Source organism: Aliihoeflea sp. 40Bstr573, from assembly GCF_024105655.1.
Lineage (GTDB): Bacteria > Pseudomonadota > Alphaproteobacteria > Rhizobiales > Rhizobiaceae > Aliihoeflea.
Map to the genome: position 1 here is coordinate 623,535 of NZ_JAAAMH010000001.1, position 24,752 is coordinate 648,286.

24 protein-coding genes are annotated in these 24,752 nt (G+C 63.9%); 12 read left to right on the plus strand and 12 right to left on the minus strand.

What is annotated here, in order from left to right:
* Positions 1 to 34 precede the first annotated feature (34 nt).
* From dctP to GTK01_RS03055, 3 genes are read left to right on the plus strand one after another with little or no spacing between them, the layout of a single operon-like run.
* Positions 35 to 1,021 carry a TRAP transporter substrate-binding protein DctP gene (gene dctP, locus GTK01_RS03045; protein ID WP_252924351.1) on the plus strand — a complete coding sequence of 329 codons (987 nt, stop codon included), beginning with the start codon at positions 35 to 37 and terminating at the stop codon, positions 1,019 to 1,021.
* Positions 1,022 to 1,027: 6 nt separating this feature from the next.
* The gene (locus GTK01_RS03050; RefSeq protein ID WP_252924352.1) at positions 1,028 to 1,555 is read left to right on the plus strand and encodes a TRAP transporter small permease; all 528 of its coding nucleotides are present in this window, start codon (positions 1,028 to 1,030) and stop codon (positions 1,553 to 1,555) included.
* On the plus strand, positions 1,552 to 2,835 hold the full coding sequence (locus GTK01_RS03055) for a TRAP transporter large permease (RefSeq protein ID WP_252924353.1): 1,284 nt from the start codon (positions 1,552 to 1,554) through the stop codon (positions 2,833 to 2,835). Before GTK01_RS03050 ends, GTK01_RS03055 begins: the two co-directional genes overlap by 4 nt.
* Positions 2,836 to 2,901: 66 nt before the next feature.
* Here GTK01_RS03055 and GTK01_RS03060 read toward each other — a convergent pair whose 3' ends face one another.
* The 12 genes from GTK01_RS03060 to GTK01_RS03115 form a co-directional block, all read right to left on the minus strand.
* Positions 2,902 to 4,245, minus strand: a complete 1,344-nt coding sequence (locus GTK01_RS03060; RefSeq protein ID WP_252924354.1) for a sigma-54 dependent transcriptional regulator — start codon at positions 4,243 to 4,245, stop codon at positions 2,902 to 2,904.
* Positions 4,246 to 4,249: 4 nt separating this feature from the next.
* Positions 4,250 to 5,665 (minus strand): sensor histidine kinase, encoded by a 1,416-nt coding sequence (locus GTK01_RS03065; protein WP_252924355.1) that lies wholly within the window; start codon positions 5,663 to 5,665, stop codon positions 4,250 to 4,252.
* A gap of 50 nt (positions 5,666 to 5,715) precedes the next feature.
* Complete coding sequence (locus tag GTK01_RS03070) at positions 5,716 to 7,017, minus strand: monovalent cation/H(+) antiporter subunit G (RefSeq protein WP_252924356.1); 1,302 nt, start codon at positions 7,015 to 7,017, stop codon at positions 5,716 to 5,718.
* A complete protein-coding gene (locus GTK01_RS03075; protein WP_252924357.1) occupies positions 7,014 to 7,307 on the minus strand; it encodes a monovalent cation/H+ antiporter complex subunit F in 294 nt (97 codons plus the stop codon). Before GTK01_RS03075 ends, GTK01_RS03070 begins: the two co-directional genes overlap by 4 nt.
* Positions 7,304 to 7,639, minus strand: a complete 336-nt coding sequence (locus GTK01_RS03080) for a Na+/H+ antiporter subunit E (RefSeq protein WP_252924358.1) — start codon at positions 7,637 to 7,639, stop codon at positions 7,304 to 7,306. Before GTK01_RS03080 ends, GTK01_RS03075 begins: the two co-directional genes overlap by 4 nt.
* On the minus strand, positions 7,636 to 9,141 hold the full coding sequence (locus GTK01_RS03085; RefSeq protein WP_252924359.1) for a Na+/H+ antiporter subunit D: 1,506 nt from the start codon (positions 9,139 to 9,141) through the stop codon (positions 7,636 to 7,638). Before GTK01_RS03085 ends, GTK01_RS03080 begins: the two co-directional genes overlap by 4 nt.
* Positions 9,134 to 9,520 (minus strand): NADH-quinone oxidoreductase subunit K, encoded by a 387-nt coding sequence (locus GTK01_RS03090; RefSeq protein WP_371924255.1) that lies wholly within the window; start codon positions 9,518 to 9,520, stop codon positions 9,134 to 9,136. Before GTK01_RS03090 ends, GTK01_RS03085 begins: the two co-directional genes overlap by 8 nt.
* Positions 9,517 to 9,921 (minus strand): MnhB domain-containing protein, encoded by a 405-nt coding sequence (locus tag GTK01_RS03095; RefSeq protein WP_252924360.1) that lies wholly within the window; start codon positions 9,919 to 9,921, stop codon positions 9,517 to 9,519. Before GTK01_RS03095 ends, GTK01_RS03090 begins: the two co-directional genes overlap by 4 nt.
* Positions 9,922 to 9,926: 5 nt before the next feature.
* Positions 9,927 to 12,245, minus strand: a complete 2,319-nt coding sequence (gene mbhE / locus GTK01_RS03100) for a hydrogen gas-evolving membrane-bound hydrogenase subunit E (protein ID WP_252924361.1) — start codon at positions 12,243 to 12,245, stop codon at positions 9,927 to 9,929.
* Positions 12,246 to 12,503: 258 nt separating this feature from the next.
* On the minus strand, positions 12,504 to 13,208 hold the full coding sequence (locus GTK01_RS03105) for a GntR family transcriptional regulator (RefSeq protein ID WP_252924362.1): 705 nt from the start codon (positions 13,206 to 13,208) through the stop codon (positions 12,504 to 12,506).
* Positions 13,209 to 13,227: 19 nt separating this feature from the next.
* Entirely contained in the window at positions 13,228 to 14,403 is a 1,176-nt protein-coding gene (gene argE, locus GTK01_RS03110; RefSeq protein WP_371924256.1) for an acetylornithine deacetylase, read from the minus strand.
* Positions 14,404 to 14,407: 4 nt separating this feature from the next.
* The gene (locus GTK01_RS03115; RefSeq protein ID WP_252924363.1) at positions 14,408 to 15,592 is read right to left on the minus strand and encodes a M24 family metallopeptidase; all 1,185 of its coding nucleotides are present in this window, start codon (positions 15,590 to 15,592) and stop codon (positions 14,408 to 14,410) included.
* 178 nt (positions 15,593 to 15,770) lie between these two features.
* On the opposite strand from GTK01_RS03115, the gene ehuB reads away from it, so the two are divergent.
* The 9 genes from ehuB (at position 15,771) to GTK01_RS03160 (ending at position 24,420) form a co-directional block, all read left to right on the plus strand.
* Positions 15,771 to 16,622 (plus strand): ectoine/hydroxyectoine ABC transporter substrate-binding protein EhuB, encoded by an 852-nt coding sequence (gene ehuB, locus GTK01_RS03120; protein ID WP_252924364.1) that lies wholly within the window; start codon positions 15,771 to 15,773, stop codon positions 16,620 to 16,622.
* A gap of 96 nt (positions 16,623 to 16,718) precedes the next feature.
* On the plus strand, positions 16,719 to 17,384 hold the full coding sequence (gene ehuC / locus GTK01_RS03125) for an ectoine/hydroxyectoine ABC transporter permease subunit EhuC (RefSeq protein WP_252924365.1): 666 nt from the start codon (positions 16,719 to 16,721) through the stop codon (positions 17,382 to 17,384).
* Positions 17,385 to 17,388: 4 nt separating this feature from the next.
* Positions 17,389 to 18,057 carry an ectoine/hydroxyectoine ABC transporter permease subunit EhuD gene (gene ehuD, locus GTK01_RS03130; protein WP_252924366.1) on the plus strand — a complete coding sequence of 223 codons (669 nt, stop codon included), beginning with the start codon at positions 17,389 to 17,391 and terminating at the stop codon, positions 18,055 to 18,057.
* Positions 18,057 to 18,878: an ectoine/hydroxyectoine ABC transporter ATP-binding protein EhuA gene (ehuA, locus tag GTK01_RS03135; protein ID WP_305883880.1), complete on the plus strand. Its 822-nt coding sequence runs from the start codon at positions 18,057 to 18,059 to the stop codon at positions 18,876 to 18,878. The genes ehuD and ehuA overlap by 1 nt, the downstream gene beginning before the upstream one ends.
* Positions 18,875 to 19,882 (plus strand): hydroxyectoine utilization dehydratase EutB, encoded by a 1,008-nt coding sequence (eutB, locus tag GTK01_RS03140; RefSeq protein WP_252924367.1) that lies wholly within the window; start codon positions 18,875 to 18,877, stop codon positions 19,880 to 19,882. Before ehuA ends, eutB begins: the two co-directional genes overlap by 4 nt.
* Positions 19,872 to 20,864, plus strand: a complete 993-nt coding sequence (locus GTK01_RS03145) for a cyclodeaminase (protein ID WP_252924368.1) — start codon at positions 19,872 to 19,874, stop codon at positions 20,862 to 20,864. The genes eutB and GTK01_RS03145 overlap by 11 nt, the downstream gene beginning before the upstream one ends.
* Before the next feature lie 67 nt (positions 20,865 to 20,931).
* The gene (locus GTK01_RS03150) at positions 20,932 to 21,417 is read left to right on the plus strand and encodes an Lrp/AsnC family transcriptional regulator (RefSeq protein WP_252924369.1); all 486 of its coding nucleotides are present in this window, start codon (positions 20,932 to 20,934) and stop codon (positions 21,415 to 21,417) included.
* Positions 21,418 to 21,549: 132 nt separating this feature from the next.
* Complete coding sequence (locus GTK01_RS03155) at positions 21,550 to 23,019, plus strand: NAD-dependent succinate-semialdehyde dehydrogenase (RefSeq protein WP_252924370.1); 1,470 nt, start codon at positions 21,550 to 21,552, stop codon at positions 23,017 to 23,019.
* Positions 23,020 to 23,049: 30 nt separating this feature from the next.
* Positions 23,050 to 24,420, plus strand: coding sequence for an aspartate aminotransferase family protein (locus GTK01_RS03160; protein WP_252924371.1), 1,371 nt, complete (start codon positions 23,050 to 23,052; stop codon positions 24,418 to 24,420).
* Positions 24,421 to 24,752: the final 332 nt, after the last annotated feature.

Here is a 24,752-nt window from a genome sequence, read left to right on the forward strand (position 1 = left end):
AAACAGACCAGGTCACGATTGGGAGGAGACCAAGATGACGAAAACGTTCCTTGCAACACTGCTCGCCGCGACGGCCATGGCGGGCGCCGCCAGTGCGCAGGAAGCCATGCGCTGCAGCCACCAGCTACCGCCCGGCCACCACATCTCGAACGTGATCGAAAAGTGGGCCGCCGAAGTTGAGACGCTGTCGAACGGCGAACTCGACGTTCAGATATTCGGCGCCGACAGCCTGATCAAGGCGAATGACAACATCCTCGCCGTGGCGCGAGGCGAGATCGAATGCGCCTTCTCGCTGAATTTCCAGTGGGGCAAGACGCTGCCGATCATGAACGTGACCGTTGGCCCCTACACCATGTCCTCCATCGAGGCGTGGAAGCAGTGGCCGACCTCGGAGGCGGCCGCCTATCTTGAGGACAAGCTGCTCGAAAAGGGCGTCAAGAACATCGCATGGATGTTCCAGACCAATGTCAGCGTGTTCACCTCCAAGGGCAAGGCGCTGACGAAACCGGAGGATTTCCAGGGCGTGAAGATGCGCGGCATTGGCCCCGCCTTCGACCGCGGCCTGACGGCCATGGGCGCCTCGACCGTGTCGATGCCCGGCAGCGAGGTCTACCAGGCGCTGGCGACCGGCGTGATCGATGCCGCGGTGACTGACGTGGCCGCGGCCTATTCGCGCCGCTATTTCGAAGTGCAGGACCACATGACCGTGGTGCCGGTGCTCGCCGCGTATCTCCACGGCTACGTCACGCCGTCCTGGTATGACGGCCTTTCCGATACGCAGAAGGCCGCGCTCGACGAGGCCGGCAAAAAGGCGGCCGGCTGGGCGCTCGAAGCCTCGCAGGAGGCCTCTGCCGAGGCGCCCAAGCAGCTCGAGGAGAAGGGCGTGACCATCCACATCGCCACCGACGAGGAGAACGAGGCGTTCCGGGCGGCGATGCAACCGGCCTTCGAGGAGGGCTTTACAGCCGAGACGGGCGACGAGGGAATCGAGCTTCTGTCTCTGATCGAGAAGATCAAGTAGCCCGGCATGCGCGATCCTGCGGAAATGGAGGAGGCGCCCGTCGCCTCCTCGCCGGTCGACCGTCTCGCAGCCGCGATTGCCGGCGCGGGCGGCCTTGTCAGTTCGGTACTGATCCTGGTCGTGCTGGTCATCACCGGCGCGGGCGTGTGGATGCGCTACGTGATGGGCCGGCCGCTCGTCGGCGTCGAGGAGGCGACCGGCTTCTTCGTCGTCGCCATCGTCATGTTCGGCGCAGCCGAGGCATCGCGGCGTGACGACCACATCCGCATCGACATGATCCTCGACAAGGCCTCTCCAGCGCTACGCCGCTGGCTCGACGTCTGGGCACAGCTGTCAGTGCTCATCTTCTCGATCGCGCTTCTGGCGACCGCCTGGCACACTGTCTCCTTCTCACGCCGCTTCGGCGCCTATTCGGCTGGCTATCTGGAACTGCCGATGTGGATACCGCAATCGACGATGATCGTCGGGGGCGTCCTGATCGCGCTCGTGTGCCTGGCGCGCCTCTTCACGCTCCTGCGGGGAGGCCGGGCATGATCGTCTTCATCGTCGGGCTTCTGATCGTCCTGCTTTTGACCGGGATGCCGATCTTCGCCGCGCTCGGCCTCACCTCGCTCGCCGTCCTCTGGTTCTTCGAGGGCAGCATCTGGTCGATGGCGGACACGGTCTTCGCCTCGCTCAACAACCCGCTCCTCGCCACCATCCCGATGTTCGCCTTCATGGCGCATGTGATGATCAAAGCGAAGGTCGTCGACGATCTCTACGAGATGTCGAACAAATTGGTCGGCCACATCAAGGGGGGGCTCGGCTTTGCGACGATCCTGTCCTGCACGATCTTCGCAACCATCTCCGGCTCGTCTGTCGCCACCGCGCTCACCATCGGTTCGACCGCGATCCCCCAGATGCAGCGCTACGGCTACCGGCCACGCGACACCTACGGCATCATCGCGGCCGGCGGCACACTCGGCATTCTCATCCCGCCATCGGGCCCGATGATCCTCTACGCCGTCGTCACCAACGCCTCGATTGGCGGCCTCTTCCTCGCCGGCCTCGTACCGGGGTTGATGATCGCGCTGTTCTTCGCCGTTTTCTCCTGGTTTCAGGCGAACGCGCATGGCGAAACGCAGACGCAGGACTGGCCGGGCCTGCGCGCCGTCCTCGCCGCATTCTGGAAATCGATCTGGGCCGTGATGATGCCGCCCGTCATCCTTGGGGGCATCTATCTGGGCATATTCACTGCCGCCGAGGCCGCCGCCGTCGGCGCTGCCTACGCGCTGCTCGTTGCCCTGCTCGTCTACCGCAATGTCTCGCTGCGCGATCTCGTGGACTGCACCTGGCAGACCATGCGCACCTGCGCGATGCTGTTCATGATCATCGCGGCAGCCGGCATGTTCGGCCATGCGATCACCATCATTCGCCTTCCGGCAGAGGTGATGGAGACCGTCGCCGCGCTCGGCCTGTCGCAAACCGGCTTCATCCTCATCGTCATGATCGCGATCTTCATCCTCGGCATGTTCCTGGAGACGATCGCGATCATCCTGATCACCACCCCGATCATCCTCCCGGCGATGCTCGCGCTCGAAATCAACCCGATCTGGTACGGCATCATGCTGATGATCAACCTGGAGCTGGCGCTGATCACCCCGCCGGTCGGCATGAACCTTTTCGTCATCAAGGGTATCACCGGCGCCCCGCTGACGCAGATCATGCGTGGCGCGGCGCCCTATGTCGGCATCCTGATCATTGGCCTGTTTCTGGTGTGGGCCTTCCCGCAACTCTCGCTATGGCTCCCGCAGCAGTCGGGGTTCGGAAGGTAGGGCCGTGGTCGCGACCGGCAGCGCCATGAGGGGGCTCGACTTACCCCCGATCGGCCCCCTCGCCGTCTAGTCGCCGTGGCTGCCGATCTTCAGCCTGCGCATCTTTTCCCACAAGGTGGTGCGGGAGATGCCGAGGATGGAGGCAGCGTCCTTGGGCGATCCGGCGGCGCGGGCGAGCGCCGCGACGATGTGCTGGCGTTCTGCGGCGTCCCTGACATCGGACAGCGACGCCTCGGCACCGGCATTTCCATCGGACGGCGCTTCACCGCTCGGCCCGCCGTCGGGAAACAGATCTGCGGCCGTTAGCGTGTGGCCGTCCCCGAGCGCCACCGCGCGCTCGATCCGATTGATCAACTCGCGAATGTTGCCGGGCCAGGCGTACCGCGCCGCAGCCAGGCGCGCAGTCTCGTCGATCGCCATATGAACGCGTCCCATCCGTGTCGCCGCACCGGCCACGAGACTGTCGAGGAGTTCGGCGAGTTGCTCGCGGCGCTCGCGCAATGGCGGCAGCCGGCAGGTGATGACGTTGATGCGGAACCAAAGGTCCTCGCGAAACGCCTCGCTTGCCACCAGCGCTTGCAGATCCTTGTTCGTGGCGCAGACGACGCGAGCGTCGAAGGTGCGTGTCTGGCTTCCCCCCAGCCTGCGATACTCGCGGGTTTCAAGGACTCGCAACAGCTTCACCTGCAGGATGGGCGCCAGATCGCCGATCTCGTCGAGAAAGAGCGTGCCGCCTGCCGCTTCTTCCAGAAAGCCGCAATGAGCGGCGGTCGCGCCGGTGAAGGCGCCTTTCTCGTGGCCGAACAACAGGGAATCAGCAAGTTCGTGCGGAAGCGCCCCGCAATTGACTGGCACGAAGGGAAGATCTTTTCGCGACCCGGCCTCGTGGACGTAGCGCGCCGCGACTTCCTTGCCCGTTCCCGTCTCCCCGAGCAGCAGCACCGGCAGATCGGTTTGGGCTGCACGTTGGAGCGTGGTGGCGATTGCCTGCATGGCCGCGCTCGCGCCGAAAGGGCTGGTGCCGCTGCTGGCGCCACCGGCCATCTGCCGGCTGCCGATGCCGCGCAGGGTCTCCACGAGCGCGTCGAGATCGAACGGCTTGCTGACATAATCGAGGGCGCCGTCTCGAACGAGACGCACCGCCTGATCGATGTCGCCATAAGCGGTCATGAAGATGACCGGCACCATGCCGAAGTTGGCGAAGTGCCGCCGCATCACGCTCTCACCATCGCCATCGGGCAGGCGGATATCGGACAGGATGACGTCCGGCGCCGCTTCCTGCAATGCCGCATGCGCCTCGCCCGCCGACCTCGCCCATCGCACGACGAAGCCTTCGAGCTCCAGTCGCTGACGCAATGACAGGCCCAGCGTCTCGTCGTCTTCCACCACAAGGATGCGGATCGCACTCATCGCGTCATGCCCCGTCCGCTCCATCGGGCGCAGCCGCGAGCGTCAATCGTACCGTCGTTCCCATGCCCTCTTCGCTGCGGATCGACAAGTCGGCGCCGATTCGCTCGACGAGGCTCGCGACCACCCAAATGCCAATGCTGCGTTCCACCGGAATATCCTCCAGGTTCCCGGACACGATCGCCGCGACGAGTTCGGGCGGCATGCCAGGCCCTTGGTCGGCGACGCTGACGACGACCGTTTTCGCGACGGTGCCCTGCTCCAGCCGGATCGTCACGGTCGTACCGTTCGGCGAGACACGCACGGCGTTGAGCATCAGGTTGACCAGGATCTGCCGCAGGGCGTCGGCGTCGATCTTGATCTGCACGGTATCGTCGAGCTGCCAGCTAAGGTCGACGCCGGCACGCACGGCCTCGGGAGCAATAAGCAGTTCGAGATCTCGCAGTTCACGAGCGGAAATCACCTTTGGCCCCGAACGTCGCCGGTAGGTCGACAAGGTGACGTCGACGACGCGTCCGATGCTGTCGAGGCCGTTCTCCAAGAAGTCCAACGTTTCCTCGCGAACCTGCTCCCGGTCGCCGAAACGTCGAAGCGTGGAGACACCGTTCTTCAGCCCGGCGAGCGGGTTGCGCACTTCGTGGGCGATGCCGGCCGCCATGCGCGCAAGAAGCGAATCGCGTTCCTGCTGGGCCATCTGTTCGAGCATCGACACGCGTTCTGCCTCCGACCGTTCGCGCAGCGCCAGCGCTGCCTCCAACTGCCGCAGCTCGTCCCCGCGTCGCCAGCTTGTCGACGTTGGCGCAATGTCGCTCTGGTCCGCCAGCCTGTCGATGAAGCTGTCCAGCGGAGACAAGGCCCGCCGCGTCACCGCATAGGTGGCCACCGCGGCGATGATTGCGACGAGGATGTCGATGCCGACCGCCACGCCCGAGACCAGGTTCGCCGTTTCTTCGATCGGGGTGGTGTCGAACGTGGCTGCAAGATAGAGCCGGCTCGCCTCGAGCCCATAGCTGCGCGCGACCAGCAGGACCGACCGCTCTGCCAGGTTCCGGACGCTGGCCTCCCCCGGCGGAAGTGCCTGCGCCTCGTCAAGTGCCGCATCAAGAAGATCATGGTCGCTGTCACCGAGCACGACGGTCTGCACCGTGCCGTCCCGGTCGACCCACCGGGCGGCCATCGCCTCTTCCAGAAGTGCCGTCCGAAAGGTCAGCGACGCCGCGAGTTGCTGGCGCACCGTGCGCGGCGCATCCTCCTCGCCGATCTCCGCAGCGATGTTGCCGGCCACGGCGTCGAGAAAGACAAGGGCCTGGTCGCGAAGACCGGTCTCGTTGCTCGACCGCAGAACCATCACGCCGATCTGGGTCGTGCCGACGGCCACCAGAAACATCGCAATGGCCACGAAAAGTGGCAACGCGACCGACAATGGCAGCTTGGGGCGCGAGGAAGACCGCATGCCCAACTGCATTAGGGAACTCAGCTCCGCCCCGCCAGCCCTTTTGCACTGGAGTCGGTCTGCTCCTTCTCCATGATCAGGACATCACCGGCCATTCCCGGCATGATGCGATTGCGCCAATGGCTGCCAAACCAGTTCGTCCGCAGCGGCCGTGGCGTTTTGCCCAGAACCACGGCCCGGACGTCCGCGATGTCGGAGAGCACCACGCTTTCGCCGCCGGCCGATTGGCGTCGAACATACGCGCACCCGAAACGTGCCGCGATCTCGGCAAGTTCGCTCGGCCCCTCGCCACCTTCCGTCACGTGTACCAGCGTGGCGACATCCCACAGCCCGTTGAGGAGCGCCCACTCGGTGAGTGCTGGAAGATGGTTTTCGCCGCCATCGTGTACCACCAGCGTGCGGGCGGATTCCCGCGGGGTTTCATTGGCGACGAACAGCACTGGGCCGCGATGACAACCCGGCAGGCGCAGCAGGCCGTCCGGCTGCCAGCTCGTCAGATCCTGCCGCGCGTCCACCTGGTGATGGAACCAGCCTTCGCAGGGCAGCACGAGCAACGTCTCACCTGCCTCGGTCTCGCATCGCAGGAGACGGTCGGGATCGCCTTCGTCGTAGTTGAGGATCGGCTCCACCTCGGCCCGCGAGGTACAACCCTTGAGGTCGTGAAGCGCGGCGCTTGCGCGCTCGCGAATCGACCGGCGCATCTGGTTGGGATCAGCCGCGTGCGCGATTGCATGCGTGTCGATCAGCACATGCGCTGACAGGCTGGCGCCGCTTGCTGCGGCGAGTGCGCAGGCGCGTTCCGCCACGGGCCGCACGTAGCCGTCGATCACGACGAAGCGCACCGCTTCCATCGCCGGAAGAACTTGGGCGCGGCCTTCGAGCGGTCTGCGTTCCGGCGTCCGGAGCGAACCTCCTGCGTCCTCTGGGCGCAGCCCACTTGCCTGCTGGTCAGGTTCTGCCGGTATCCAGCCGATCCGCTCGTCGAGCGGCTGAGCCGAGCGCTGCAGCACGCCGTCGAGGGCATCGTCGCCCGCCAACGCGAGCCGGGCGCCGGAAACGTAGGCTGCCCGACCAAGAAGGTGACCGGCGACCGGCACCGTCAGGAGCAGGAAGATCACCGTGAAGATGCCAAGCACGGTTGCATCGAGCGCGCCTTGCGCAATCACGCTGCCGATGATGACAAGGCCCGCCCCCAGCGTTCCCGCCTTCGTGGCGGCGTGCATGCGCTGGAAAGGATCGGAAAGCTTCATCACGCCGAGCGCAGCGATGCACAGGAAGGCCACCCCGGTGAGCTTGAACAGGAACGAAACGATCAGGATCATTGCCCGTCCTCCTTCTTCTTTTCGAGGAGTGCCGACAGCGAGCAGGTCGCCAGGAAGCCGATCAGTGCGATTCCGAAAGCGATGTCGAGGAACTCGCGGCGTCCCGTAACGATCATGGTCAGCGCGGCAATCGCGACGGCGATGCCGGTCAGCATGTCGAGGGCGACGAAGCGGTCGGCATAGCCCGGGCCAGTCATCATGCGGATGGCGGCGAGCGTCAGCGGTACCATCAGGATCGCGATCATGATTGCGGCGAAGGTCGACAAAAAGCCGTCCAGGAACTCGATCATCCTTCGATCTCCTTGATGCGTGTCTCAAACGTGTCCTTGATACTCGCCACGACGTCGCCCGGATCGCCCGCGTCGAGCACGTGGACATAAAGCGTCGACAGGTCTTCGCTGACATGCAGCGATGTCGTCCCGGGGGTCAGGCTGACGCAGTTGGCGAGCGTCGTGATGCCGGCGCGGCTCTTCAGGTCCAGCGGCACGGCGACGATCGCTGGCCGCAATGCTGCGCTGTCGCCCAGAACCTGGCGTGCCACCGCGATTGATGACAGCACGAGTTCCTTGATGAAGACGGCGCAAAGGATTGCGGTCTGGCCGATGCGGTTGAACAGGCTCATGGCGTGACTCCTGCCGTGTGGGCTTGATCGAAGAAGGCTCCGATGAACTGCGTGCGGTCGCCCATGCTCTCGGCGGCAAGGTTCGAGAAAGCGACGAGCGGCTCCGGATTGAATCCGATGGCGAGCGTGATGATGCCGAGCACGGCGATCGGCGCGATCATGGCTGCGGGCACCGGCCGCACGCGCAACCTGCGCACCGGCTCCTTCCAGAAGGCCTCGATCCAGATCTTGCTCATGGAGAAGATCGTCAGAAGGCCGACGAACAGCGCCACGGCGGCCAGCCATGCCGCCTCGCCCTGGAACGAGGCATCGACGACCATCAGCTTCGCCCAGAAGCCCGAGAGCGGCGGAATGCCCGCCAGCGACAGAGCCGGGATGGCGAACAGCACCGCGAGCATCGGCGACGACTTCATCAGCCCGCCCGACTTGCGAAGATCGAAAGACCCGGTGGCGCGATGGATCGCGCCGGCGATGAAGAACAGGTTCGCCTTCACCACGATGTGGTGAATGATGTAGAAGACGGCGCCGGCCATAGCGAGGGGCGTGGCGATCGCAAGGCCGAGCATGATGTAGCCGATCTGGCTGATGATGTGGAACGACAGGATGCGCCGCACGTCCCACTGCACAGCGGCGCCGAAGACGCCGAAGACCATCGTCCCGGCCGCAAATAGTGCGATGAGCGGCTTCAGCGTGCCGTCATCCACCTCGAACAGCAGTGTGAAGACGCGGAACAGCGCGTAGACGCCGACCTTGGTGAGCAGACCGGCAAACACCGCCGACACGATGATCGAGGCTGTGTGGTAGGAAGCCGGCAGCCAGAAGAACATCGGGAAGAAGCCCGCCTTGATCCCGAAGGCCATTAGGAACATCATCGCCGACAAGGTCAGCGCGGCCGATGACTCGGCCTGCGGCAGCACGATCGCCAGATCGGCCATGTTGAGCGTGCCGGTCGCGCCGTACAGCAGTCCTATCGCCATCAGGAAGAGGATGGTCGAGAACAGGTTCAGGACGGCATACTTGATTGCTCCGTCGATCTGGACGCGCGTGCGATCGAGCGTGATGAGCCCGAGCGTCGCAATAAGCATCACCTCGAACCAGACGTACAGGTTGAAGATGTCGCCGGTGAGGAACGCGCCGTTGACGCCGATCATCAGCCCCATGAAGAGCGGATAGAATCCGGATTTCACCTGGCGCTTTCGTAGGTCGCCCATCGAAAATACCAGCGCGCACAGCGCCAGCAGGCTCGAGATCACCACCATGGCCGCGCTGAAGCGGTCGGCGGCGAACACGATGCCGAATGGCGGCATCCAGCCGCCGAACGCCTTGGTCAAAATGTCGCCGGCCATGACGGCATTTATCAGCAGCACGGATGCACCGAACGTCGCCGTCATGGTCGCAAGCGCGACCGCGCGCTGAACGCCGGGCCTTGCATGGAAGGCCGCAGCCAGCGCCGCGCCGGCCAGAGGCAAAATGACCGGCCACAAGAGAAGCGTGTCAGACATTCGTGGCGGCCTCCTTGTCGAAGGGCGAGCCGAGCGCTTCGGCATCGTTCTGCTCGTCGGTGAAGACCGAGCCGAGCGCGTAGTAGGCCTTCAGCACGAGCGCGGCCGCGAAGGCGACGAGCGCGAAGCCGATCACGATGGCGGTAAGGATGAGGGCCTGCGGCAGCGGGTTCGCTGCTCCCTCGCCCAGCATCTGCGCCCCCTGCTGGATCACGGGCGGAGCCGTGAACTGCAGACCGCCGGCCACGAAGATCAAAAGGTTTGCGGCCGTCGAAAGAAGGACGACGCCGAACAGGATGCGCATCACATGACGCGACAGGAGGAGATAGACGCCGGCCCCCATTTGGGCGGAGATGGCGAAAGCGTAGATCAGGCTCACTGTTCCACTCCTTCATAGAACCGGAAAACAAGGGAAAGCACGCCGCCGATGACGACCATGAAGACACCGATGTCGAAGGCGGTGGCGGTGCCGACATGCACGGAGCCAATCTCGGCCCACCAGTGCGTAAGGAAAGATCCGTCCGACAGGAGCCCCGGCAGGCCGCTGAGGAATGCGAGAAAAAGCCCGGCGCCGATCAGCACGCTCGGATGGATCATCAGCGCGCGCCGTGCGGCCTTCACGCTGTCGGCCAGAGCCAGCAGCGCGAATGCCAACGCAGCGAACAGGCCGCCGATGAAGCCGCCCCCTGGCTCGTTGTGGCCTCGAAACAGCATGTAGACCGAGGCCACGAGCATCAGGACGAAGAAGAGGCGCGACATGGTTGAAAAGATTACGGACATACCGCTCACTCCTTGGTTCGGGCAGGCTTCAGGGAACCGCGCAGCAGGCCCCAGGCGGCGATCGTGGCGAGTGCGACGACCGCGATCTCTCCCAGCGTGTCGATGGCCCGATAGTCGACGAGGATGACGTTGACGACGTTGCGGCCATAGGCTTCAAGATAGCTTGTCTGGCCGAAATAGTCGGACAGCCGCAGATCGATCGGCGTCACGCCGATGGAGGCCAAGGCAACGAACATCATCACGGCGAAGCCGGCGGCGATCATGCCGTCGCGGCGACGTTCGGCCGACGATCGCGAGTGACGGCGGCGCGATGGCAATTTCAGGAGGACCGCGGTCATCAGGATCACGATCAGCGTCTCGACGGCGATCTGCGTCAGAGCAAGGTCGGGCGCACCGTTGAGCATGAAGATCACCGCCGAGCCAAAGCCGACGATGCCGACCGAGACGAGCCCTGCGATCAGGGAGCGCACCATGATCGTCGCCGCAGCACCGATGACCGTCAGAAGGAGAACCAGCGCTACCGAGATGCGAATGCTGCCCTCGCCCGCCAGGAAGTCGGTGGACGGCGCGGCCAGGAACGCGAACGCAAGACCTGCAACAACGGTCAGCATCACGATGCTCGTGTAGCGATGCTGGTCCCCGTTTTGCAGCGTCTGCGTCGACAGCCGCGCCGTGCCCAGAACCCCGTTCAGCGCCTTGTGATAGAAGCGGTCGCCCAGCCAGCCGTAGATCGTGTCGTACTGGCGCAGCGTGTTGTGGATCCGCGTCCACTGGACGACGATGACCGCGCCGATTGAAACGACGAGAATGGACAGCACGAGCATGGGCGTCAGGCCGTGCCAGAGCTGGAACGAGACGTCGATCGGCCGTCCATGGAGGGCGGAAGCCGCCGGCCCGATGAGCCATTGCGCGGCCGGCCCCGGCATGATGCCGATCAGGATGCCGCCGGCAGCAAGCAGCAGCGGACCAACGAGCAGGCCGATGGTCTCGCCGTGGCGAACTTCTGTGACGCGCTCGGGCTTGAAGTAGAACGGGCGGATCGATACGACACCGGCAACGCCCACCATGACGGCATTGACGAGAACCGCTGCCACGACCGGCAGGATGTTCCAGTCGTTCGAAAGCTGGGCCTCGAACAGATACTCCTTGGAAATGAAGCCGACGAATGGCGGCAGCCCGGCCATGGACAGGCTGGCAAGCACCGCCGCCACGGCCGTCACCGGAAGGAAGCGGGCGAGACCGCCAAGTTTGCGCAGGCTCGCCTCGCCCGTCGCATGGATGGCCGTACCCGCGCAGAAGAACAGCGCCGCCTTGTAAAGCGCATGCGCAAGGATGAAGCCCACGGTCGCGACGGCGGCCACCTCCCCCGTCAGTCCGATCAGCATCACGAGAATGCCCAGCGAGGCCACGGTCGATTGCGCCAGCACCGCCTTGAATCCTTCGGCGCGCAACGCCTGCAATGCCGCAACGACCATGCTGAGCGAGCCGATGATGACGAGGGTGTGCCCGAAGGCCGGCATGTCGGCGAAGACGCCGTCAAACCGCGCCAGCAGGAACACGCCCAGCTTCACCATCGTCGCCGAGTGCAGGTAGGCCGAGGCTGGCGTCGGCGCGGCCATGGCATTGGGAAGCCAGAAGTGGAACGGAAACTGGGCGCTCTTGGTGAAGGCGCCGATCATGACCAGAACCGCGATCGTGCCTGCCCAGGGGCTCGCAACGAGTTTGTCCGATCGTGCCAGCACCTCGGTGAAGGAGAAGGTGCCGAGCGTCATGCCGATCACGAGAATGCCGGCGAACAGCACCAGCCCCCCACCGCCGGTCACGATGAGCGACTGCAGCGCGGACTTGCGCGATGCCTCCTTGTGGCCGTCGAACCCGATCAGCAGGAACGAAGCCAGGCTCGTCAGTTCCCAGAAGACGAACATCACGATCAGATTGTCGGACAGGACGGTACCGAGCATCGCGGCCATGAACAGCATGATGAGGCTGAGGAACCGGCCAATTTCGGCGTTCGGTTTGTCCGCGAAGTATGCGCCGGCATAGATCGTCACCAGCGTGCCGATGCCGCTGATGAGCAGCGCGAAAAGAAGCGAAAAGCCATCCAGCCGGAAGGCGAGGTCGACGCCGAGCGAGGGGACCCAGGAAAGCTGGGCGACCAGCGCCTCCCCTTCGGCCACCTGGCCGATCTGCATGAAAACGGACGCAAAGATGACGAGCGGGACCAGGCTCATCACCCAACCTGTGCTGCGCCCCAGAAGTGATGCGGCCGGCCGCGCGACGACTGCGCCCGCCAGTGCGATTAATATGCTCCACTCAAAGCTCACGGCATGCCTTCCTCTTGCTGTCCGAACACTGGGCAGCAAGTGGCGTGCCATCTGGCAATCGTGCGGCTTTGCGGGCTCTGGCAGGCCGGGTGGGATGGAAGACGTTCGGAAATCCGAACATCAGGCTTCGCCCGTTCGGAATTCCGGACAAGGAACGCCGGATCAACGCGGACAAAGCGCGGCCTTCGCATCACCTGCCTGCTTGAGCACCATCAATAGCAGGTGGCAGGCTATCTCGGTGGACTGCTTGTCAGACGATCAAGCGCCGCCGGAGGCACGGCGGATGCGGCGGAAGCTCATTGCAATATGCGCGCGCCGAACGTGTCCCGCAGCTACCAGATCACCATGCTCCACCGCTTCGGTGATGTCTGCGACCTCGCGCTGGAAGGTGACGAACTCCTTTTGCAGAAGCTCGTCGAAGCTCTCGAGGCGGGAGGCGGTTTTGAGCCAGATGCGCGCCGTCTGATAGTAGAGGCGTTCACTGATCGCACGCAGGGGTTCGTTCGTCGTCAAGGTGGTGAAGAGATGGAAGAACTCCATGTTGATCCGCGAGAACTCACGCGGATCCCCTGCTGTCACCATCTGGTCGCAACGCTCGCGGATGTCCCGGAACCGTTCAACCATGGCCGCGTCGATGGCCACAGGAGAGAGTTTTCCAACGAGTTCGGCAAGCTCGATCCTGAGCTCATACACCTGGGCGAGCTCATTGATGTCGATGTCGGTAACGATCGTGCCCACACCGTGAACCGAGCGCAGCAGGCCTTCCGCCTCGAGCTTCACGAGAACGCGGCGGAGCGGTGTTCTCGAAACTCCGAATTCCTCGGCCAGGTCTTCCTCGCGCAGGCGGCTGCCGGGCGCATAGTCCAGCATGCAGATGCGCGTGCGCAACGCCTGGTAGATGCGTTCGAAACGTCCCCGCACGCCCTCTTCTGAGTTTTTGGGGGCCTCGATCCGGGCGCTCATCTGCAATTCCTGAGCCCGCTCAAATGTGTACATCCCGCGTCGTGAGGTTGAGTCTCAGCTTGTCCAGCATCTCCAGGCAGGCGGCGAGCTGACTTGTCTCGATGAACTCGTTCGGCTTGTGCGCCTGAGTGATCGACCCCGGACCGCAGATCACCGATGAGATTCCGACATCCTGAAACAGGCCTGCCTCGGTTCCAAATGAAACCAGTTCGGCCTCCTCAGCGCCGGTAAGGGCGAACACGATGTCGCGGGCTTCTGAACGGGACACCGGCAGTAGACCGCGCACCTCGCCGATGACGTGGGTGATGATCGAAGCGTCGGGCGAAACACGGCGCATCGCCGGGTGCAACTCGTCGTCGACGTAAGCGTCGAGCGCGCGTTTCACATAGTCGCTGTCGTCGGTGTGGATCGGTCGCATTTCCCACTCGACAGAGCACTGGCCCGGGATCGTGTTCCGTGCGTTTCCACCCGTGATGCGCCCGACCTGGACGGTCGTCCATGGCGGGGAGAACCTGCTATCGGCCGGCGCGCGCGCCTTGAGGTCGACGCCCAACTCCATGAGCCGCGAGATGTAGCGGACTGCGTATTCGACGGCATTGACGCCCCTGTCCGGCTGGGAGCCATGCCCCTCGAGCCCCGTAAACTCGGTCGTGTATTCGTAACACCCCTTGTGGCCTTCGATGACGCCCATCATGGTCGGTTCGCCGATGATGGCCGCGCTGGGCCGATAGCCTGCCTTCTTGAGTTCGTCGACCAGTGCGCGCGCGCCGAGGCATCCGACTTCCTCATCATAGGTGAAGGCGAAATGCAGGGGCCTCGTCAGGTCGAGTTCGGCAAAACGCGGGGCGACAGCCAGACACGCAGCGATGAACCCTTTCATGTCGCAGGTGCCGCGCCCATAAAGTCGCCCGTCGCGCTCGCTCATCACGAACGGATCGCTGGTCCACTCCTGACCTTCGACGGGCACGACATCCGTGTGACCCGACAGGACGATCCCCCCGTCCCGCTCGGGACCGATGGTCGCGAAAAGATTGGCCTTGGTGCCGCTTTCATCGAGCGACACCGACAGCCTGGCGCCCGTGCTCGACAGGAGATCGCCCGCATAGGTGATCAATTGCAGATTGCTGTCGGCCGATACGGTCGGAAAAGCGATCAGCTCGGCGAGAATAGCCTTGGTGCGGTCCAGAGCGTTCACCGGGTCAATCCTTGACGTAGAGCTCGCGAGGCCTGTCGCACAGGCACTCTGCGGCTTGCCCATCATGGATCAGGATGCTCTCGGTAATTTCGAGACCCCAATCGTCCATCCAGATGCCAGGCATGAAGTGGAAAGTCATCCCCGCTTCGAGCACCGTCTCGTCTTCCTTGCGGAACGAAATGGTGCGCTCGCCCCAGTCCGGCGGGTACGAAATGCCGATCGGGTATCCGCATCGCGCATCGCGTTTGATCCCGGCCTTCAGCAAGGCGTCATGCAGTGCGTTGGCTACGTCGCAGGCCCGGTTGCCGGGGCGCGCCGCTTCGAGCCCCGCGTTCAGCCCTTCGACCAGCGCCTTGCTGGCGTCGATCAGATGCTGCGGCGGCTTGCCGAGGAAGACCGTCCGGCAAAAGGGCGCATGGTAGCGTCTGTAGCAGCCGGATATCTCGAAGAATGTCGCCTGACCGCGCTCGAAGGGACGGCCATCCCAGGTCAGATGCGGGGCGGCTGCATCCGTTCCGCTCGGCAGCATCGGAACGATCGCGGCATAGTCGCCCCAGTGGCCGTCGGCGCCCCGGATGGCGTCACGGTATATCTCGGCAACGAGATTGTTCTTGGCCATGCCCGGCTCGATCCGCTCGACGATGCCATCGATGATCGCCTCCGATATCCGTGCGGCGCGCCGCATGAATACGATCTCTTCATCGGACTTGACCGTGCGTTGCCAGTTCACCAGGCCGGTCGCATCGACCAGTTGCGCGTTCGGCAGGTCCTTCTGGAGGGTGAGAAACGCCTTGGCGGAAAAGTAGTAGTTCTCCAGCTCCAGGCCGATGCGCTTTGCGGCAAAGCCCTCCCGCATCAAGATCGCCGCCAGATCCTGCATCGGATGGCGGACGGTCGACTGAATGTATTCCTCACCATAGGGCTGGATGCGGTCGGGCGCCATCCACACAGTGCGCAGCGCCCCGTTGCCGTCCTGCGCACGCCCCCACCAGATCGGGTCACGGTCCTGGAAGACGATGACGCCCTGATGGACGTAGAACGACCATCCATCATACCCGGTGATCCACGCCATGTTGGACGGGTCTTCGACGAACAGGACGTCGATGCCCCTCCCCTCCATCGCGCTGCGGACCTTGGCGAGCCGACGCGCATATTCATTCCGCGAGAAAGGCAATTCCACATCGGGCATAAAGGACCTCCAGGCGCAGCGCGCACATGTGACAGAACCATGTGTACAACTAGAGGCTGGGCCGGATTTTGGGTAGCGGAATTTGGGCTCTCCGGCGGAAATTTTGTTGACACGCTCTCGCCCATCATGATGTTGTGCACAACATAACAAAAGCACGGTGGAACACAGGAGCAGCCTTATGAGAAGCGCAATCCGCAAGGGCCTCGCAGCCTTTGGCATGTCGGTGTTTGCTGCCGGCCTTGCCGGCACCGCGAGCGCACAATCCCTGATGGAACGAGCCGAGAGCGGCGAGCCCATCCGTATCGGTTTTGCGAACGAGATTCCGTTCGCCTATCCCGGTGACGACGGGTCCCCCATGGGGTTCGTCAACGTCATGACGATCGATATTCTCGAGAGCATGGGCTACGACAACATCGAGCCCGTTCAGACCGAATGGGGCGGCCTCATTCCGGGCCTGAATGCCAACCGCTTCGACATCGTGACCGGCGGCATGAACATTCTGTCGAGCCGTTGCGAGAACATCGCCTTCTCCGAACCGATTGCCACAGTGGGTGACGGCTTCATCGTCGCACCCGGCAACCCCAAGAACATCAGCGACTACGCCAGCCTGGTCGAGAACGAAGCAGTGATGGTCACCGGCTCGGGCTATTCCAACATCGAGGCCGCGAAGGCCGCTGGAGTTCCGGACGCAAACATCATGCAGGTGCCGGGGCCGACGGAGATTCTGGCCGCCGTGCGTGCAGGTCGTGCTGATGCGGGCGCCGGCACCTACTTCACGATGAAGCAGCTTGCCGACAACTCCGGCGGCGCCGTCGAGGCCTCCGACCCGAGCGCCATGCCCGAAGACTCGTTCAACTGGGCCGGCATCGGCTTCCGCGAAGCCGATCAGGAGTTCCTCGACAAGTTCAACACGGCGCTCGCCGACTACATCGGCTCCGAGGAAATGCTGGCTGCCGTGGCCGAGTATGGCTACGGCGAGGGCTCGCTTCCCGGCGACCAGTCCACCGAGTGGATTTGCGCCAACCGCTAAGATGATCGACGGCAGGCCGGCCATCGGGCTGGCCTGCTGATCTTACCGGGCGCGGTCCACCCGGCGCCCTTCCGCCTTCAGCAAGGTCTGAGCGGCATGTCCTATCTCGAGTTTCTGAGCCAATACGGCGACCGCATCGTCAGCGGCACGCTGATCACGGTCGCGCTCACCGTTCTGGCGGCGCTGCTCGCCATGGCGATCGCACTGGCTGCCGGGCTCATGCGCATGGCCCGCAATCCGGCGGTCCGCGGTGTCGCGACCGTCTATATCGAGATATTCCGAGGCACGTCGCTCCTCGTCCAGCTCTACTGGATTTTTTTCGTGCTGCCGCTGTTCGGGATTTCGCTTGAGAAGTTCACGGCCGGCTTCGTGGCCGTCGGCATGAACCTTGGCGCGTATGGCGCCGAACTCGTTCGCGGTGCGATCCAGTCGGTGCCCCGGGGCCAGTGGGAAGCTGCGCTGGCGCTCAACATGTCACCCGCAAAGCGCATGCGCCGGGTGATCCTGCCGCAGGCAATCCTCATCATGTTGCCGTCTTGGGGCAACCTGCTGATCGAACTCTTGAAGGGCACTGCCCTCGTCGCGCTGATCTCGGTCACGGACCTGATGTTCCAGGTCAAGCAGATCAACGGCACCACTTTCATGTCGGCGGAAGCGTTCGGCACCGCGCTGATCATCTACTATGTGCTGGCACGGTTCATGATCACGCCATTCATGCGCTGGCTCGAAGGCTTCATGATGCGCAAGATGGGGAGGGCCTGACGCCGTGCTCGATTGGCGCTGGGATTTTACCTGGGAGATTCTTCCACGCCTGCTGGCCGCGACCGGCAACACGCTGCTTGCCGCGGGCATCGGCTATGCCATTGCCGTGGTCCTCGGCCTGGTTCTCGCCTTGGCGCAGCGAACGCCCTTCAAGCCCCTGACCATTGCGGTCAGAGAGAGCGTCGAGTTCATTCGCTCGACCCCCCTCGTCCTGCAGATATTCTTCGTCTTCTACGTTGGACCGCAGTTCGGCATCCGCCTTTCGCCGTGGACTGCCGGTATGATCGCTATCGGCCTGCACTACGCTGCCTATCTCTCCGAGGTCTATCGCGGCGGCTTGGAGAGCGTGCCCAAAGGGCAATGGGAAGCGGCCAAGTCGCTGAACCTTTCCATGTCGCGCACCTATTTCCGCGTCATCCTTCCGCAGGCCTTGCCGCCATCGCTGGCTGGCATGGGAAACTACCTCGTCGGCATCTTCAAGGACACGCCCATGCTTTCGGTGATCGGCGTTGCCGAACTCATGCACACGGCGAACGCGATCGGCTCTGAGACATACCGCTTCCTTGAGCCCTTCACCCTCGTGGGCATCATCTTCCTTCTTATCTCGCTGCCGACCGCGGCCCTAATCCGGCTTTTTGAGGCGTGGACGCGGCGCAAACTCGGATTGGGCTGATGGAAAAAGCAGACATTTCAGGCTTGCCGCTCAGGCTTGAAGGCGACAACGTACCGATGGTCAGCTTCAAGAAGGTCACCAAGGCCTACGGCGACCTCGTCGTCCTGGACGCGCTGGACCTTGATGTCGGCCAAGGAGAGATGGTCACGATCATCGGGCCTTCCGGTTCGGGCAAGACGACCGTCCTGCGCATGCTGATGACGCTCGAAACCATCAATGGCGGCGTCATCTACGTGGATGGCGAGCCGCTCACCCACATGGAACGCGGCGGCAAGCTGGTGCGCGCAGACAACCGGCATCTGCGCAAGATCCGCTCGAAGATCGGCATGTGCTTCCAGCACTTCAATCTTTTTCCCCACATGACGGCGCTGGAAAATTGCATGGAGGGACCGGTCCACGTTCTGGGCCTGTCCAGGAAGGAAGCGCAGGAGCGATCCGAGGAACTTCTGGCGCTGGTCGGCATGGCCGACAAGCGCAACCAGCACCCTTCCCGGCTCTCGGGCGGTCAGCAGCAGCGGGTGGCGATTGCACGCGCTCTGGCCATGAGGCCCAAGGTCATGCTGTTCGACGAGGTGACATCGGCTCTCGATCCGGAAGTGATCGGGGAAGTGACCAACGTCATTCGCCAACTGGTGGGCGAGCACAACCTGACCATGCTGATGGTCACGCACCAGATGGGCTTCGCCAAGGACATTTCCGACCGCGTCTGCTTCTTCTTCGGTGGCCGGATCGAAGAACAGGGTACGCCGGAGGAGCTCTTCGGAAACCCGCAGAAGGAACGTACCCAGCAGTTCCTGAGCGCGGTCAAGGAGGCCACTTGAGCGTCACGCTGGCCGACATTCTGGCAGCGCGCCAGCGGATCGCCGGCGTGGCGGTGCGCACGCCGCTGGTGCCTTCGCCACATATGAGCAGGATTTCAGGAGCCGATTTCCTGATGAAGCTGGAAACGACCCAGCCCATCGGCGCGTTCAAGCTGCGCGGCGCCCTCAACGCCGTCGCCGGCGTTGCGGCGGGTGCACCTGGCGTCACTTGCTGTTCCACCGGCAATCACGGTCGGGGTGTCGCCTATGCAGCCAAAGCGCGCGGTCTGCCTGCGGTCGTCTGCATGTCTTCGCTTGTGCCTCAGGCGAAAGTGAACGGCATCCGCGCGCTCGGGGCCGAGGTCCGCATCGTCGGACGAAGCCAGGACGATGCGCATCGTGAGAGCTTGCGGCTGGTCCGCGATGATGGACTGACCGAGATCCCCCCCTTCGACGACCCGTTGGTGATCGCCGGCCAGGGCACGATCGGGCTAGAACTGCTCGAGGATCGGCCGGACCTCGCAGCCATTCTCGTTCCGCTGTCCGGCGGAGGTCTCGCGGCAGGCATCGCACTCGCTGCCAAAGCGATCAAGCCGGCCATCCGAGTGATTGGCATCACGATGGATCGCGGAGCAGCGATGGCCCAGTCGGTCCGTGCGGGAACTCCGGTCGACGTCGAAGAAGTCGCCAGCCTTGCCGATTCGCTTGGCGGCGGCATTGGACGCGACAACAAGCTGACGCTGTCGATCTGTCGCGATCTTCTCGACGATTACGTGCTCGTGACCGAGCAGGAGATCTACGATGCGATGCAGACGCTCTATTTCGAGGACGGCCTGGTCGCCGAAGGGGCCAGCGTGGTTGGTCTGGCGGCGGTGATGGCCGGCAAGGTTTCTGCGGGGAGCGGCCCGACGGCCACCATTCTCACCGGCCGCAATGTGGATATGGCAACCTTCACGGATGTCGTCTCGGGACGTGGAGTGACGCTCGGAGATGTCGAACTGAAGGGGCACGCCTATGGCGCATGAGGTGACGGTTCTCACAAAGGCCGAGTTGATGGGGCTGGTGCGGCTCGACCTTCCTGCGATTGACGTGGTCGAGCGCGCGTTTGCCGCGCTCGCATCGGGCACCGTGGTCATGCCTCCGATCCTGTCCATCGCCATTGCCGAAGCCAATGGCGAAGTGGACGTGAAAACCGCCTACATTCCGGGCTTCGAGGGATTCGCGATCAAGGTGAGCCCCGGCTTCTTCGACAATCCGAAAATCGGATTGCCAAGCCTCAACGGGCTGATGATCCTGTTCTCGGCAAGAACGGGGCTCGTCGAGGCGCTGCTTCTCGACAACGGATACCTGACCGACATCCGCACCGCCGCGGCCGGCGCCGTGGCCGCGCGGCATCTTGCGCCGAAGACGGTGGAGACGGCGGGCGTGATGGGCACGGGCGTTCAGGCCAGACTGCAGATGGAAGCCGCCCATCTGGTCCGGCCCTTCCGCAAGCTTCTCGTCTGGGGACGCGATCAGGAGAAGGCGCAAAGCTGCGCGGCCGATCTTGGCGCCAGGCTCGGTGTAGCGGCTCAGGCCGTGGCCGATCCGGCCGATCTCGTCGCTTCCAGCCAGCTCGTCGTGACGACGACGCCGGCCGAGCATCCCGTGCTGCGCGCCGAATGGCTTCATCCGGGGCTCCACGTCACGGCAATGGGTTCCGACCAGGCCGGCAAGAACGAGATCGATCCCGCCGCGCTCGCCAGAGCCGATCTCTACGTTTGCGACCGGGTCGCCCAATGCGAGGTGCTGGGCGAACTGCGCAGCGCGATCGCGGCCGGGACATGGCAGGGCGGCATTCCGCCCGAGCTTGGCGAGATCGTCGCCGGGCGGCATGCCGGGCGCGTCTCGGACGAACAGATCACGATCTGCGACCTGACCGGCACCGGCGCACAGGACACCGCCATTGCGAACTATGCGGTGGAAGCCGGCCGCAGGAGCGGATCGCGATCGTCGATCCTGACCTGAAAAACGTCATGGCCGCACCGCGCTACACGTCCCAGCACCCGGCTATCCATCGACAGGTATCGGAACCATGCTGAAGCTGGACGATCGTGATCTGAGGATTCTTGCCATCCTGCGGCAGGAAGGCCGCATCTCCAAGGCGGAGCTCGCCAGCCGCATCAACCTGTCGGCCGCGCCCTGCTGGGAACGGCTGAAGCGGCTGGAGGATGCCGGCATCATCGTCGGCTACCGCGCCGAGGTTTCGCTGCGCAAGATCGCAGCGCATATCGTGGTCTTCATGGCGGTCGAACTGGAACAGCACCGGGCCGACGACTTCGCGGTCTTCGAACGCACGATCGCACCGCTGGACGAGATCGTCGCCTGCTGGGCCGTCGGGGGCGGCTTCGACTATTTCCTCCAGATCGTTACCCGCGACATCGACACCTACCAGCGCCTGGTCGACCATCTGCTGGAGGCTCGCTGCGGCCTGGCCCGGTATTTCACCTATGTCGTGACCAAGCCCGTGAAGCACTCGACCACGCTCCCGCTCGAGCTGTTGCTTGCAAGCGAAGGATAGTCGGGCGATCGGCGGCATTTGCGAAGGATCGTCTGCCTGAGCAGCCAAGAACCGAAGAAATCGGGGCGGCAGCGCGGCGATACTGGCACCGTCTCACAAGTGATGGTGTCGCCCATGCCAGCCGCTGCTGCAATGTTTCAGAAAGCCTCGCTGTCCCGTCTGTCCGATCCGCGCCTATTTCGCGAGTTCGCCTATGTCGGCGGCGCCTGGACGGCAGGCTCCGGCCCCCGCGCGATCGACGTGGTCGATCCTGCCGATGGCTCGCGCGTCGGCAGCGTGCCGGCGCTGACGAACCTCGACGTCGAGCACGCGATCGCGGCCGCCAACCGGGCGTTTCCTGCATGGGCTTCGGAATTGCCGTCGCTGCGAAGTGCCAAGCTGCGTCGCTGGTATGAGCTCATCCTTGCAGCCAGGGAGGACCTGGCGCTGCTCATGGTGCAAGAGCAGGGCAAGCCCCTTTCGGAAGCGCGCGGGGAGATCGACTATGCGGCCTCATTCGTCGAGTTCTATGCCGAGGAAGCCAAACGGCTGAACGTCGAAAGCATCACCTCGCATCTGCCGCATGCAGATATGCGCGTGACGCGAAAGCCGGTTGGCGTGGCGGCACTCGTCACGCCCTGGAACTTTCCCTCGGCAATGCTGACCAGGAAGGCTGCCGCCGCTCTGGCGGCGGGGTGCACCGTTGTCGCCCATCCATCATCCCAAACACCGTTTTCGGCGCTCGCTCTGGCAGAACTGGCCGAGCGCGCGGGGTTCCCGGCCGGCGTCTTCAACGTCCTGACCGGAGACGCGCCCGAGATCGTCGGAGCGATGACGGCATCGCCGGTCGTGCGCGCCCTTTCCTTCACCGGCTCAACCGAGGTCGGACGGTTGCTTTATGCCCAGTCCGCCCCGAGCATCAAACGGCTCGTGATGGAGCTTGGCGGGCACGCGCCGTTCCTCGCCTTTGCCGACTGCGACGTCGACCGGGCCGTCGATTGCGCCATCTCGGCGAAGTTTGCGACATCCGGCCAGGACTGTCTGGCCGCGAACAGGTTCGACATCGAGCGGCCGATCTATGAGCGCGTGGTAGCCGCGTTTACGCACAAGGTGAAGGCACTGCGCGTCGGCCCGGGGATGGACGATGCCGATATCGGCCCCCTGATGAACGAGCGGGCGATCGCCAAGCAGAAGGAACATGTCGCGGATGCGCTGGCGCGCGGAGCCCGCTTGCTTGCCGGCGGCGGCGTCCATCGGGCAGGCCCGCTCTTCTTCGAGCCGACGGTTCTGGCGGACGTTCCCGACGATGCGCTGATCTTTCGCGAAGAGACGTTCGGGCCGATCGCCGCCTTCGCACCCTTCGATAGCGAAGCGGAAGCGCTCGAGAAGGCGAACCGGACGGAGACGGGCCTGGTCGCCTACCTCCACACACGCGACGAAGCCCGCATCGCGCGCCTTTGCGATCGCCTCGAATTCGGCATGGTCGCCGTCAATCGAACCAAAATCACGGGAGCGCCTGTTCCCTTCGGCGGCGTAAAGCAGGCCGGACTTGGCCGCGAAGGGTCGCGGCACGGGCTCGAAGCCTACACCGACCTCAAATACATCTGCCGCGAAACGGCGTGACAACCATCAAGCCTCCATCGGAGACACCTTATGCTGACCAATGACGTCCTCGCCCAATGGGATCGTGAGAACTTCTTCCATCCGTCGACCCATCTCGCCCAGCACGCCCGCGGCGAGTCGGCTTCCCGCATCATCACCGGCGGCAAGGGCGTCTTCATCGAGGACCGCGACGGCAACCGTCTCCTCGACGCGTTTGCGGGTCTCTACTGCGTCAATGTCGGCTATGGGCGCCTGGAGATCGCGAAGGCGATTGCCGAACAGGCGAAGGAACTCGCTTACTACCACGCCTATGTCGGCCACGGCACGGAAGCGTCCATCACCCTTGCCAGGATGGTGCTGGAACGCGCGCCGAAGAACATGTCGAAGGTCTATTTCGGGCTCGGCGGCTCGGACGCCAACGAGACCAACGTCAAGCTCGTCTGGTACTACAACAACATTCTCGGCCGACCGGAAAAGAAGAAGATCATCTCGCGCTGGCGCGGCTATCACGGCTCGGGGCTGGTGACGGGATCGCTGACCGGCCTGAAGCTCTTCCACGACAAGTTCGACCTGCCGCTGGAGCGCATCCTCCATACCGAAGCCCCCTATTATTACCAGCGGCCGGACAGTGCGATGAGCGAAGCGGACTTCGTCGCGCACTGCGTCCGCGCGCTAGAAGAACTTATCGAGAAAGAAGGCGCGGACACGATCGCTGCCTTCATCGGCGAGCCGGTTCTGGGAACCGGCGGCATCGTGCCGCCGCCTGCCGGATACTGGGCGGCGATCCAGGCGGTGCTGAAGAAGCATGACATCCTGCTGATCGCCGACGAGGTCGTCACCGGCTTCGGGCGTCTTGGGACCATGTTCGGCTCCGACCACTACGGCATCGCGCCGGACATCATCACCATCGCCAAGGGCCTGACTTCGGCCTATGCGCCGCTCTCCGGATCGATCATCTCGCAGAAGGTCTGGAAGGTCCTCGAGCAGGGCACTGACGAGAACGGCCCCATCGGCCATGGCTGGACCTATTCGGCACACCCCATCGGGGCCGCGGCCGGTATCGCGAATCTCAAACTGATCGACACGCTTGGACTGGTTCAGAATGCCGGAGAAACCGGAGCCTACCTGAACCAGGCGATGAAGGAGGCCCTTGGCGACCATGCCCACGTCGGCGATGTCCGCGGAGAGGGCATGCTTTGCGCGGTGGAATTCATCGCCGACCGCCGCGGACGGACATCCTTCGATCCTGCGAGAAAGGTCGGCCCGGCAATCGCCGCCGCATTGCTCAAGCGCCGCGTAATCGCACGCGCCATGCCGCAAGGCGACATCATCGGCTTCGCCCCGCCTCTCTGCCTGAGCACGTCTGAAGCTGACCAGATCGTGGACGCGACGGCGCAGGCAGTCAAAGAAGTGCTTGGCTGAGGCTTGTTGGAAGTGGTGATGAAGACTTTTTGAGCGCCGCAATGGGGTAGGTGGTCGACACGGCTACCTCACCCCGCGGGTAACCGCTAAAGCCTTGCCCGCCTCTCACGCGCCCGCCGACGCTCTTGTATCGCGAAAGCCGCCGCTCCGGCATTAGTGCACGGACATGACATGAGCGACGATTCGCTACGATACAAAGGAGCGCTGGCGGGCCGCGACCGATAATGATGAGCACTACATTTGCGCCATAGTCCTACGATTTGGTAAGCGCCGAGGATATCACTCGGTGGCCGGCCCTCCTTTCGACCTAATTTTCGGGCATGGTCGTTGAG